This window comes from Microcoleus sp. B5-D4 (genome assembly GCF_036705145.1).
Classification (GTDB): Bacteria; Cyanobacteriota; Cyanobacteriia; order Cyanobacteriales; family Microcoleaceae; genus Microcoleus.
Window position 1 is genome coordinate 120877 of the sequence record NZ_JAUBTV010000004.1, and the last position, 13756, is coordinate 134632.

The window sequence follows — 13756 nt, forward strand, 5'->3', positions numbered from 1 at the left end:
GGAGTTTCCGTGGGAGTCGGAGTTTCCGTGGGAGTCGGAGTTTCCGTGGGAGTCGGAGTTTCCGTGGGAGTCGGAGTTTCCGTGGGAGTCGGAGTCGGAGGGTTATTGACAACAATGCTTGCCGTGACGATCGCAGAATCCGCTTTCCCGTCGTTAGCTTTGTAGGTAAAAGAGTCTGTCCCTGCAAAACCAGCATTCGGAGTATAAGTGAAAGAACCGTTAGCGTTGAGGGCGATCGACCCTGTAGCCGGATTTGTCACCAGAATCGCCGTCAGCGGGTCATTTTCCGGGTCAGTATCGTTGATTAAGACTCCCAAACCAGTCACGTTGAGACCCGTATTAAAAGCAGTAGTATAGCTGTCAGAATTGGCTACAGGCGGGTTATTGTTGACGTTTACAGTCACGGTAGCCGGTTCCGAGCTAACTATTCCGTCGCTGACTGTGTAGGTAAATGTGTCTGTTCCAGAAAAGCCAGCGTTAGGAGTATAAGTGAAAGAACCGTCTTTGTTGAGGGCGATCGACCCTTTAGTCGGGTTGGCGGTCAGCGCAGCAGTCAGCGCGTCTAAATCTGCGTCGGAGTCGTTGCCTAAAACTCCCGGCGCTGTTAAGCTGAGGACTTTTCCGGCACTGATGCTGTAGGTGTCGGGTTGTGCGATCGGCGGATTGTTTGTAACGTTGATATTTGCCGAAATTGCTGGTAAAGTAGCAGCCCCGTCACTGACTGTGTATGTAAAGCTGTCGAGTCCCACGAATCCCGGATTGGGAGTATAGATAAAAGAACCATCTTTATTGAATGCGATCGTGCCGTTGTTGGGGTTGCTAAAAATATTTGCCGTCAACACCTCGCCATCAACGTCGCTGTCGTTGGCTAAAACTCCCTTGGCGACAGGCACGTTCAAGACTCGATCGTGTAGGGTAGGGTAATTTTCAGGTTGTACGATCGGCGGATTGTTGGTGACAGAGATATTCGCGATTGCTGGTAAAGTAGCAGCCCCGTCGCTGACTGTGTATGTAAAGCTGTCGAGTCCCACGAATCCCGGATTGGGAGTATAGATAAAAGAACCGTCTTTATTGAATGCGAGAGTGCCATTGGTGGGATTTGTGACTTTAGTTGCCGTCAACACATCGCCATCCACGTCGCTATCGTTGGCTAAAACTCCCTTGGCGGCAGGCAGGTTCAAGACTTGATCGTGTAAGGTAGGGTAATTTTCGGGTTGTACGATCGGCGGATTGTTGGTGACAGAGATATTCGCGATTGCTGGTAAAGTAGCAGCCCCGTCGCTGACTGTGTATGTAAAGCTGTCGAGTCCCACGAATCCCGGATTGGGAGTATAGATAAAAGAACCGTCTTTATTGAATGCGAGAGTGCCATTGTTGGGATTTGTGACTTTAGTTGCCGTCAACACATCGCCATCAACGTCGCTATCGTTGGCTAAAACTCCCTTGGCGAAAGGCACGTTCAAGACTTGATCGTGTAAGGTAGGGTAATTTTCGGGTTGTACGATCGGGAGATTATTATTTGTAACGTTAATCGTAACTGTTGCTGGTTGGACAGATGAATCTGTGCCGTCGCTAACATTATAGGTGAAGGTATCAGTGCCTACAAAGCCAGCTTTCGGAGTATAAGTGAAGTCGCCGGTGAGATTTAACTTGACTGTACCGTTGCTCGCGGTTGTAACTACCACGGCACTACGCGCGTCGCCGCTGTTGGCGTCGGTGTCGTTGCTTAAGACTCCCGCCCCAGAGACGCTGAGAACTTTGTCGTGCTCGACGCTGTAGCTGCCGTCATCGACGGCCACCGGGAAATTATTAACCGAGATGGTGCCGAGAGTAAAAGCGGCACTTGCTTGATCCGTGGCGTCCCCGAAAAATAGGAAGTTTGGCTGGCTGTAGGGATTGTAGGGTAAACGCGGCTGGCTGGTTGCTGGATTAAATGCCGTGTAGTTCTGCAGCGGCTGATTTGTCAGGTTTGGTATTGCTGTAGGGCCGGCAAACAGCGTGTAAGTGGTGCCTTGGACTACCAGTTTGTAGTCGGTAGGAGTGCTGATATTAACAGGTGCATTTACTCCGCGAGTAAACAACCGAGGAACTGATGATGCTGTACCGCCGTTTTGAGCAAAGATGCCTCCGTTGAGGCCGAGGTTGCGTTTGGTGAAACCCAGTTCAATGCCATTTTGAGCGTCGCTGCTAATCGAGATGATGCTGAAACCTGCCCGATTGTCGCTATTACTGTTTTCCGCCGTAACTGCAACTCGAAAAGAAACGCTGTAACCGTTAGTAAGGTTGAGGGCCGGGAAAGTTGCGTTGACTGGAGTAAATGTTCCTGGCGTCGCTGGCGGACTTGGAGGAGTGTATTTGTAGTTGGTGTAGCCCGCATAGCCTGTAGTGTTATTGGCGGCGGTAACGCTAGCAGTATCAATGCCCGTGTTGGGCGAGAACGCACCAGCAGGTAGGACACCACCGAAGCCAGGAAGAGGTACTTGTCCATAAGCTAATTGAGTGCTGGTGCTACCTGATGTCCCGATACCGGGAGGCGATCCGTTTGGAAAGTTACTTGTGTCTTTGCCGTCATAGAGGGTAAAACCGAACACATATTGATAAGCGGCTATTGTGGCTGGCTCGATCGCCAGCCCAGAGGACACCGCTCCTGTTGTATAATCTAATTCCCAATCTCCGCCCATAGCGGAACTGCCGATCGGCGATCTAGAAGCCGCAATTTTTGCCTTGGTTAGCTGACTCAGTTGCTGCACGAAGTTAGCGCCCTTTTCCCCCGCCGCTACATCACACCCATAAAGCAAAATCTCTCCACTGTCTGCCAGCGATCGCCACCAACGCTGCAATTGATTAGCATAAGTTTTTAAATTTGTCAAGTTTAGATCGATCGCGCCTAGCAGTAAACTCGCGGGGCGGCCGTGGGAGATGATATGAATGCTTTTAATATTGCTGCGACTCGCTAGTGCCTCAGTAATTTGTTCTACTCCATCCCGCGCCGCATCCAAGGTAATTACTTCTGTCCCCGCTGCGATGCCGTTGTGGAGAGTTTGGCTGTCGGGAAGGGCAGAGTCGATAAAGGCGATCGAACTAAAAACTGAACTGATAAAATTTGGCATAATACACCTTTGGTTAGATGACGGTAGGAAAATTAAGGCGTGTCTAGCTTAGCAAATTCACAAATTCAATGTCATGAGTAAAATTAACAATCAAGACGAATACTAATTTCCCATGAACCTGCAACAGAAGCCTCTTGATAGGGGCGGGTTTAGCCAATAAATCCTTTAAAAAACCGACAATTCCGGTACAAAACCCGCCCTATTAAGGTTCGATCGCCAAAAGTTCTTCAGCAACCAATCCTTTCTGAATAGCAAGCACTGCTGCTTGAGTGCGATCGCGCACTTCTAACTTTTGCAAAATCGCGTGCACGTGAACCCGCACAGTCCCCGGAGCAATGTACAATATTTGTGCAATTTCCTGATTGCTTTTTCCCCCCGCAACTAAAGCCAAGATTTCCTGTTCTCGCTTCGTCAACGGATTCTCCAAAATTTCTGATTTTGACCCAACTTTCACAGGTTCGGGATTAGCAAAAACCGCCCTAATTTCCGCAGTCGCGGCCTGATCCCACCACGAAGCACCCGCTGCTATCGATCGAATTGCCAAAACCAAAGTTTCCGCCGCAATTCCCTTAAGGCAATAGCCCTGAGCTCCCGCTGCAATTAATCTTTCAATTAAGGATTTTTGGGAATGAGATGTTAAGATTAAAACGGGAATTGCTGGATGTCGCTGTTTAATTTGGCGGCACGCTTCAATACCCCCAATTCCGGGCAAACCGACATCGAGAACTACCACATCGGGCAAGTGTTCCTGAGTCAATTCTACTGCTGTTTCACCATCTTCTGCCTCGGCAATTACTTGCAAGCAACTTTCTTGCTGCAACCTGGTTTGCAGCCCCAACCGAAACAGTTCGTCGTCTTCAACTAGGAGAATTCGCAACGGATAAGCTGGTTTCATTTCTGTGGGATAGCAGGGAGTCGGAATCCAAATAAAGCACCGTGTGGCAATTTATTTTCTGCCCAAATTATACCGCCGTGGGCGTCAATAATTTGGCGAGATAAGTATAATCCTAATCCCGAACCTTTGGCTTGCCGATCGCTGTGTCCTTGATAAAAACGCTCGAACAAGTGGGGCAGTTCATCGGCGGTAATTCCCAACCCGCTATCGAGAACTTTCACCACCTGATAACTCGAATAAGATTCCATGATTATTTCTACTTTACCGCCGCGAGGAGAATGGTTAATTCCGTTTGTTAGCAAATTAACAAAAACGCGCTGGAGTTGAACCGCATCGCCATTTACCCACAAAGAGCGACGGAAATCTGACTCTCCGTAACTCATACTAATGTAAACTCGGCGCGCCGCCGACAAATGGATGAGTGTTGCGATTACTTCTTCTGCCAAAGCTACTAAATTTACGGGCGCAAGTTGCAGTTTTAAACCTTCGGCATCGTTGCGGTAAACATCCAGCAGCGTTTCTACTAATTGTAGTGACATTTTGTGCGATCGCGCCATTGTTTCGAGAACTTTTTGCTGACTGGCGGTGACATTCCCAAATTTTGCTGACCCAAAAGCTTTAATTGTTTCTATCGCCCCCAGCATCGGCGTTTTTAAGTCGTGACTCAAAGTAGAGACAAAATCTTCTCGGATGCTTGCTAGCTGCTGCTGCGACTGCAACTCAGCTTTAGCGATCGCGATCGTCTCTTGGTACTGCTGGTTGCGATCGCTTAAATATCCCGTCACCCCTAAAGCCATGACTGCGATCGATCTATTTGCTACAGTTGCTAGGGCGATCGCTTCTCCAGGAGGAACAAACAAATTTAACAGCGTCAAAGCTGCCGCTACCAGCGTAATTTGTAACTTACCCAACCGACTCAAGCGCGAATTTGCCAATAAAATCGGCCCTGTGTACAAATACCCAAACAGATACTCCGACGGCGTAGTAAATTCCAGCACTACAACGATCGCAAATAAAATTGCGATCGACCACCTCCCCCGCAAATACTTCTCTTGAATTGCCTGGTTGTCTGTGATTTTCAATAAGCTGTTTAACATCCTTTATCCATCCATTTTATATTTTATATTTACACTCTACTCTCTGCCTTATACCTGCGGTTTTTCATCGCCAAAATTTGTCTCCTGTGACGCAAAAACAAGCGTTTAGATAACATCTATATCTGCAAGCATAGATACTGCTAAATATTTAAACATTTGTCTGTAAGTGAAAATATATAGCAGCTAAGCATAACGGGTAAACGGCAACTTATACCGGCGGGCTGATTATCAAAAATCCTAACAGCAAGTATATTGATTGTTAAAAGCAGATTGCACTTTTAAGGAAGTATTGGCTCAGTTATGCTTGAAGGATTAATTCAAATCGCATTAACGCTAATCATTGTAGTAGCGATCGCCCCTATTTTTGGTAATTACATGGCGCGGGTGTACATGGGAGAACCAACTATTCTCGACCCCGCTATTAAACCCCTAGAACAACTCATCTATAAAGCCAGCAATATCCGGTCTATAGATTCGATGACAGGTTGGCAATATGCGCGATCGCTACTGTACAGCAATGCAGCAATGGGCATATTTGTTTTCCTAATTTTCATGCTTCAAGGAGTGCTGCCTTTAAATGCCACCGGCTTAAGTGCCCCAACCTGGGATACTGCGCTGCACACAACTATTTCATTCCTCACCAATACCGACCAACAGCATTATTCAGGCGAGACAACATTCACTTATTTATCCCAGTTAACCCTGGGTTTTTTAATGTTTACCTCAGCAGCTACAGGTTTAGCAGTAGGCATTGCTTTTATCCGGGGATTAACCGGCCGCCCCTTGGGCAACTTTTACATAGATTTAATTCAATCAATTACCAGGATTCTGCTACCCCTTTCTTTAATAATTGCCTTACTTTTGCTAATTTCTGGAGTGCCAGAAACCCTAGCAGGGCCGGCCGTAGCCCGTACATTAGAAGGAGGCACGCAAATAATGGCTCGCGGCCCAGTAGCTCACTTTGAAAGCATCAAACAACTGGGAGAAAATGGCGGCGGATTTTTTGCCATTAACTCGGCTCATCCCTTTGAAAATCCCAATCCTTTTACCAACCTGCTGGAAACACTAGCAATGGTTTCTATACCAGCAGCTATGATTCACACCTACGGCAGATTTGCCAACAACAAAAAGCAGGGATGGCTGATTTTTTGGATGGTGTTTGCCATCTATGTAATTTTGATTGGCATTGCAGCGTTTGGCGAGTACGGCGGCAACCCTCAAATCAATAATTTACTGGGTTCGCAGCAGCCAAATTTAGAAGGAAAAGAAGTTAGATTAGGCTGGGCAGAGACTGCACTGTGGGCGGTGACTACCACTGGCACAATGTGCGGGGCTGTCAACGGAATGCACGATTCTTTAATGCCTCCCGGTGGTTTTGCTACTCTGTTTAATTTGTTTCTGCAAATCGTTTGGGGCGGACAAGGAACGGGAACAGCTTACTTATTTATCTACTCAATTTTGAGCGTATTTCTCACCGGATTGATGGTGGGGAGAACGCCAGAATTTTTGGGACGCAAAATTGAGAAACGGGAAATAGTTTTAGCCAGCGTTGTTTTGTTAATTCACCCGATCGCAGTTTTAATCCCCGGTGCAATTACCCTCGCATTTACCGACAGTTTGAGCGGCATCAGCAACCAGGGATTTCACGGCATTTCCCAGGTGATGTACGAATACGCTTCGGCGGCAGCCAACAACGGTTCGGGCTTGGAAGGATTGGCAGACTCTCAACCCGCCCCGACAGGAGTTTGGTGGAATTTAAGCACCTGTTTTAGTATGCTGTTGGGGCGCTACGTTCCAATTATTGCCCTGCTACTTTTAGCTGACAGCATGACGAACAAACAACTGGTTCCCGAAACAACCGGCACTCTCAGAACCGATTCAGTTTTGTTCACCAGCGTCACCGCAGGAGTCATTATAATTCTGGGCGCGCTGACATTTTTCCCAGTTCTAGCTTTAGGGCCAATTGCCGAAGGATATGAAATTAGCAGCGGCAAATTTGAACCCACACCGATAACTGCACCCACAACACCTTTAGCAACACCAACTCCTCCATCTCAATAGCGAAAATTCTCAACCTCACTATTCTCTCTCTCTGCGTTCTCTGTGTTCTCTGTGGTTCATTAAAAATCCCAAATCGACATGACCTCATCCCATACTCCAGATTCCCCAAAAAAACCTCCGAGAGGCTCTCGCGAGTCTCGCAAGCATACGCCAAAAGCAAATACTAAAGGCCTTTATCAAAGAGCTTTTAAAGAAGCCTTTGTCAAGCTAAACCCACGGGTGATGCTAAAAAATCCGGTGATGTTTGTGGTGTGGGTTGGCACAATTGTGACTGCATTATTAACGATCGACCCGACGCTGTTCGGCCCGGTTCCCGGCAACAATCAGAGAGTTTTCAACGGTTTAGTCACGTTTATTTTGTTCTTTACTTTGGTATTTGCTAATTTTGCCGAAGCGATAGCAGAAGGGCGGGGGAAAGCGCAAGCAGATGCACTGCGATCGACCAAAGCCGACACAACAGCCCGCAAACTCCTACCAGACGGTTCAATTCAAGAAGTTAGTTCGACATCCCTGAGACGGGGCGACCAAATTAAAGTGATCGCAGGCGATGTCATTCCTTCCGACGGCGAAGTGATCGCAGGTGTCGCCTCGGTGGATGAATCTGCGATCACTGGCGAATCCGCGCCGGTGCTCAAGGAACCGGGTTCGGACATCGCCAGTTCCGTCACCGGCGGCACGCGCATCCTTTCCGACGAATTGACGCTGCGGGTGATGGCCGACCCCGGTAAGGGATTTTTGGACAGGATGATCGCGCTGGTAGAGGGCGCAGAACGATCGAAAACACCGAACGAGATCGCGCTGACGGTGCTGCTAGCGGTGCTGACGCTGGTGTTTTTGATTGTGGTTTCGACGATTCCGCCCGTGGGAAATTACGTGAAAACCCCTGTGGGCGTGGTGACGCTGATTTCGCTGCTGGTGGCGCTGATTCCAACCACCATTGGAGGTTTGCTGAGCGCGATCGGCATTGCGGGCATGGATCGCGTCGCTCAGTTTAACGTGATAGCGACCTCTGGGCGCGCCGTGGAGGCTTGCGGCGACGTAAATACGCTGATTTTGGACAAAACGGGGACAATCACGCTGGGGAACCGTTTAGCTGAGGAGTTCATTGCGGTAAACGGTCACTCGCTGGAGGAGGTTGCGAGTGTAGCCCTTGCTGCGAGTGTATTTGACGATACTCCAGAGGGAAAGTCGATCGTCCGTTTGGCTCAAAATTTGGGCGCACAGGTGGATTTCGATCGCGCTAACGCTACTGGGCTTGATTTTTCCGCAAAAACGCGGATGTCTGGCACGGATTTGCCCGATGGGACGGAGGTTCGCAAGGGTGCGGTGGATGCGGTGAAGGGTTTTGTGCGATCGCGCGGCGGCAATTTCGGGCCGGATCTCGACGCAGCTTACGAGCGAGTTTCCCGCTTGGGAGCCACACCCTTAGCTGTTTGTCAAGGTAACGACACCTACGGCATTATCTATTTGAAAGATGTGATTAAACCGGGAATTCGCGATCGGTTTGACCAACTGCGAAAAATGGGAATTCGCACCATTATGCTTACCGGAGATAACCGAATTACAGCATCAGTAATTGCCGCTGAAGCCGGCGTTGACGACTTCATTGCCGAAGCAACTCCCGAGGACAAAATCGATGTAATTCGCAAGCAACAAGCCGAGGGCAAATTAGTCGCAATGACGGGAGACGGAACCAACGACGCACCCGCACTAGCACAAGCAAACGTAGGACTGGCGATGAATTCGGGAACCCAAGCAGCGAAGGAAGCTGCGAACATGGTGGACTTAGATTCTGACCCCACAAAACTAATTGATTTAGTTACAATTGGCAAACAATTGCTGATTACTCGCGGCGCGCTGACTACATTTTCCCTAGCCAACGATATCGCAAAATATTTTGCAATTATTCCCGCCATGTTTGCCCCCGTAGGCGCATTAAACGTCATGGGTTTAGCCAGCGGTCAATCGGCGGTTTTGTCTGCATTAGTTTACAATGCTTTCATTATTCCCGCTTTGATTCCCCTAGCATTAACCGGGGTAAAATTTCGACCTTTGAGCGCCAACCAACTGTTGCAGCGGAACATTTTAATCTACGGATTGGGCGGGGCAGTCGCGCCGTTTATTGCCATCAAAATTATTGATGTTTTGATTACCGCCGTTGGGCTAGCATAGATCGGGAAAGCACGACACGGATTTTGACACGGATACACGGATTAATCTCGTTCCCCGGCAGAGCCGGGGAACCCAGTTCCAGAGGATTTGCCTCAATTTTTCCCAAAAAATCATCGGGAGCATCTCAATGAAAGCAGCAAAGCTCGAAATTGGAATTAGGAGTCAGGAGTCAGGAGCCAGGATAAAAGAGTCAGAAGGAAGAAGAAAGAAGTGTTTTTGCAAATATGAGATGCTCCCAAATCATCAAATAGAAAGACAGATATTTATTCCCAAAATAAGGAGAATTCATGAAACGGAATGATTTGCTGAATGATATTTTTCCTAGAGATTTCCAAGAAATTCTTGAGTTAGCTCAAAGGCTTTGGCAGCGCCACCCAATCCCGGTGCAGCTATTTCTAGTAATGTGTTTCAATGCTATAGTTGCCCCCGCTGTCTACGCTGCTGCGGGTGAAGATTTAACCCGAAAAGCTGTCTGGGGTTTAAGTCTCCTAGGTTTGGTGATTATCGCCCTTTCTATTTACTTGTTCGTAGTCATCTTTCAGCCGGAAAGATTTTAGTCAATAATTAACCCTTAGCAAATAACCGATCGAGGTAATTTATGAGAGAAATAATTAGAGCCATTCGCCTTACCCTGGTTTTGTGGGGAATTACAGCCATTATTTACCCTTTAATCTTGCTAGTAATCGGCCAAATTGCCTTCAACTCCCAGGCAAACGGCAGCTTAATTACCAACCAAGGAGTTGTAGTTGGCTCTGCTTTAATCGGTCAGCCTTTCTCCTCAGAAAGATATTTTTGGGGTCGTCCCAGCACCACCAATTACAGCAGCTTTGCGACAGAAAATTACGAGCCGACAAAGGGAGAAAATGTTAGTCAAAGAACCGGCGTTTCGGGAGCGAGCAACCTTGCCCCCAGTAACTCTGATTTGCTGAAACGAGGTAATGAGAAAGATGGTTTTCAGGGGGTGCGAATTGAATTAGACCGCCTCAACAAAGCTGGTATCAAACCGACTGCAGATTTACTCTACACCTCGGGTTCTAGCCTCGATCCGCACATTAGCGTAGAGGCAGCTCGATCGCAAATTCAGCGGATAGCAACAGTGCGATCGCTCAATATCAATCAAGTAGAAATGTTGGTAGCTAAAAATACAGAGGGCAGATTTCTTGGCATTTTCGGTGAACCGGGAGTTAACGTCCTCAAACTGAATTTGGCTCTAGACAGTTTACAATAGTCATTAGTCATTAGTCATTAGTCATTAGTCATTAGTCATTAGTTATGAGTTATTTGTTATTAGTTATTAGTTATTTGTAGCAACTGACAACTGACAACTGACAACTGACAACTGACAATCGCTAACTGACAACTGACAACTGACAACTGACAACTGACAACTGACAACGGACAACTGACAACTCAGCTATGATTCACTCTAGCGAACTTACTAACAATCCAGACGCGGTTTATGCCCAACCTAACCGCACTTACGATCGCACCCCCCGCCGGGGAAAGCACAAAATATTTATCGGCATGGCCCCCGGTGTCGGCAAAACTTTCCGAATGCTAGAAGAAGGGCACAGCCTGAAATCTGAAGGCATCGATGTGGTAATTGGACTGTTAGAAACTCACGGCCGGAAAGAGACAGCGGCTAAAGCAGAAGAACTGGAAATAGTACCCAAAAAACAACTGCGACGCGGCGAAATCATGCTCAACGAAATGGATACGGATGCTGTCATAGAACGCCGTCCTCAATTAGCATTAATAGACGAACTCGCTCATACAAACATTCCGGGTTCTCTGCGAGAAAAACGATATCAAGATGTTGAAGAAATTCTCAAGGCTGGGATAGATGTTTTCTCCACCCTCAACATTCAGCACATAGAAAGCCTTAACGATTTAGTAGCTCGAATTACCGGAGTTGTAGTGCGAGAGCGAGTGCCCGATCGCGTCCTCGAAGATGCTGACGAAATAGTCGTTGTCGATGTCACGCCGGAAACTTTAGAAGAAAGGTTGCTAGAAGGCAAGATTTATGCTCCTGAAAAAATTGAACAATCTTTAGAAAATTTTTTCCAGCGCCGTCATTTAATCGCTTTGCGAGAACTCGCCCTGCGAGAAGTCGCAGACACTGTGGAAGACGACGCAGCAACTTTAAAAGGTCAATCTTGCAACATTCACGAACGAGTTTTAGTGTGCATCTCGACTTATCCGAACTCCTTGCAATTGCTGCGGCGAGGCGCGAGGATTGCGAGCTACATGAATGCCCCATTTTATGCTGTGTTTGTCAACGATCCAGACCGATTTTTAACAAAAGCAGAAAGCTTGCACGTTGAAACTTGTGAGAAACTGTGTCAAGAATTTAACGGGAAATTTTTGCGGGTAAACGGCACTAATATAGCCAAAGCGATTTCCGAAGTAGCTAAACAGTATCGCGTTACTCAAATTGTGATCGGCGAAAGCCAGCAATCCCGCTGGAAATTGCTGCTGCGGGGTTCTTTGACTCAACAGTTAGTGCGATCGCTCAAACACGTAGATTTGCACATCATTGCTACTGAAAAAAGTGGTCTTTCTAATTAATTATTAGTCTTCAGTCATTAGTCATTAGTCATGAGTCGGATGAGATCCGGTAAATTAACCATAATACTTGTAGGGGCGGGTTTCACCAACAATCTCTAATTCCCACTAAGAATCTATATAAACCCGCCCACACCACTTTCGGAGGATAGCTGAATCTAGCGGACGACGGATGCGCCCGAAGCTTTTACCTGTCAAAATCGCAGTTGGTAAACCTGATTAAAAGTGCGATCGCTATGGTGGATGATTACATTCTCAACTTGCTAGTTATTGGCATCCTCCTGCTTACCGTTACCTTGGGTTCCGGCTGGATTTCGCGATTGCCTCTATCTTATGCCTTAATTTATCTAATTGTCGGTATCGGATTGGGGCCCTACGGCGTCAAGCTGATTGACTTGCGCCCCGAAGCTCAATTTTTAGAAAGACTTACAGAATTTGTAGTTATTGTTTCTCTGTTCAGTTGCGGCTTAAAAATGAATCGCCCCCTGCAATTTTGGGCTTGGAATTCCACAGTGAGGCTGATCGGTTTTTTAATGCCCATTTCTATTTTTGCAGTGGCCGCCATCGGTCATTGGTTTGTGAAATTAGATTGGGGCCCGGCGATTTTACTGGGAGCAATTCTCGCTCCCACCGATCCAGTTTTAGCCTCAGAAGTTCAGTTAGCTCATCTAGACGATCGCGATGAATTGCGCTTTGGTTTAACATCAGAAGGCGGTTTGAACGATGCTTTAGCTTTTCCCTTTGTTTATTTCGGCATTTATTCGCTAAAAGATAACAACTGGTCGAACTGGTTTTCGCAGTGGGTAGCAGTTGACTTGATTTGGGCGATCGCCGCAGGTATCGTTATGGGAATTTTAGTAGCTAAAGCCGTCACCTGGATCGATCGGCAACTCCAACACTATCGACCAGCCGATCAATTAATGGAAGATTTCATTGCTCTCAGCACAATTCTGCTCACCTATTCCCTTACAGAAGTAGTCAACGGCTACGGATTTCTCGCAGTTTTTGTAGCAGGAATTGTCGTGCAGCGGAGTTACCGAAACCCAGAAAAGCCGCTTTCCCAACTGCACTTTACCGAGCGCATAGAAAAGTTAATGGAAGTAGCAACTATTTTACTATTAGGTTCGCTTTTGCGCCTAGAGCCTATGTTAGCCTATGGAGGATACTCCCTCTTAGTAGCTGGATTGTTGATTTTTTTAATCCGGCCTGTGGGAGCTTGGATTAGTACGATCGGCAGTCCTTTACATCCCGCCAGCCGCTTGCTATGCGGTTGGTTTGGCATTCGTGGTGTCGGTTCTATCTATTATCTTACCTATGCTTTGGGTAAAGGTTTGAAGGGCGAAACCGCCGAAAAAATTGCCTGGATTACCTTTACAACCATCGTACTTTCTGTGATTTTGCACGGTATTAGTTCCACCCCGTTAATGAACTGGTACGAGCGCCGAATCAAACCTAAAGTACCGGATTTGATTTAATTCATATAAATTGTGGCGTTGCTGATTTAGGGTATGAAGGGCTAAATATGCAAGTCAGAGAAACCAGTATCCACAAAGCTGCGGATTTTCAAGTTATTTTTTTCCTACCCTGATTAAGCAACGCCTAAAAGTATTCTCCCGACCTCCGGTCCTCAACCGACAGCCGCTGCGTCGAAGGCTTGCAAAACACATATCCTCGCGAGGGGGCAGGGACGGAGGCACCGCCCCTACAAGCCAAGCATCAATGCTATCGACTTAAACAATAGTACGCTTAACAGATATTAAATAAATTTATGTTAAACAAATGCAAGATTAGGGGTTAACCCAGTAAGCTGCTGTTTAAACTATAGAAGAGACAATTACCACATATATTAGTAAGTA

9 protein-coding genes are annotated in these 13756 nt (G+C 47.1%); 6 read left to right on the forward strand and 3 right to left on the reverse strand.

The genetic code is table 11. The features are described 5' to 3' along the window. The 3 genes from QUB10_RS03410 to QUB10_RS03420 all read right to left on the reverse strand — a co-directional run. Positions 1-3110: Ig-like domain-containing protein (locus tag QUB10_RS03410; RefSeq protein WP_333199557.1), on the reverse strand; the 3110-nt coding region annotated here is incomplete at its 3' end. Between the two features lie 202 nt (positions 3111-3312). Beyond that, the gene (locus QUB10_RS03415; RefSeq protein ID WP_333199559.1) at positions 3313-4005 is read right to left on the reverse strand and encodes a response regulator transcription factor; all 693 of its coding nucleotides are present in this window, start codon (positions 4003-4005) and stop codon (positions 3313-3315) included. Continuing rightward, positions 4002-5102, reverse strand: a complete 1101-nt coding sequence (locus QUB10_RS03420; RefSeq protein ID WP_333199561.1) for a HAMP domain-containing sensor histidine kinase — start codon at positions 5100-5102, stop codon at positions 4002-4004. Before QUB10_RS03420 ends, QUB10_RS03415 begins: the two co-directional genes overlap by 4 nt. Positions 5103-5402: 300 nt before the next feature. On the opposite strand from QUB10_RS03420, the gene kdpA reads away from it, so the two are divergent. The 6 genes from kdpA (at position 5403) to QUB10_RS03450 (ending at position 13375) form a co-directional block, all read left to right on the forward strand. After that, positions 5403-7163, forward strand: coding sequence for a potassium-transporting ATPase subunit KdpA (kdpA, locus tag QUB10_RS03425; RefSeq protein WP_333199563.1), 1761 nt, complete (start codon positions 5403-5405; stop codon positions 7161-7163). A gap of 78 nt (positions 7164-7241) precedes the next feature. Further along, on the forward strand, positions 7242-9335 hold the full coding sequence (gene kdpB, locus QUB10_RS03430) for a potassium-transporting ATPase subunit KdpB (RefSeq protein ID WP_333199565.1): 2094 nt from the start codon (positions 7242-7244) through the stop codon (positions 9333-9335). A gap of 287 nt (positions 9336-9622) precedes the next feature. Beyond that, positions 9623-9892, forward strand: coding sequence for a K(+)-transporting ATPase subunit F (gene kdpF / locus QUB10_RS03435; RefSeq protein WP_333199568.1), 270 nt, complete (start codon positions 9623-9625; stop codon positions 9890-9892). 41 nt (positions 9893-9933) lie between these two features. Next, positions 9934-10563, forward strand: coding sequence for a K(+)-transporting ATPase subunit C (kdpC, locus tag QUB10_RS03440; protein WP_333199570.1), 630 nt, complete (start codon positions 9934-9936; stop codon positions 10561-10563). A 188-nt stretch (positions 10564-10751) separates the two neighbouring features. After that, positions 10752-11903: a universal stress protein gene (locus tag QUB10_RS03445; protein ID WP_333199572.1), complete on the forward strand. Its 1152-nt coding sequence runs from the start codon at positions 10752-10754 to the stop codon at positions 11901-11903. 203 nt (positions 11904-12106) lie between these two features. Further along, entirely contained in the window at positions 12107-13375 is a 1269-nt protein-coding gene (locus QUB10_RS03450; protein ID WP_333199574.1) for a sodium:proton antiporter, read from the forward strand. Positions 13376-13756: the final 381 nt, after the last annotated feature.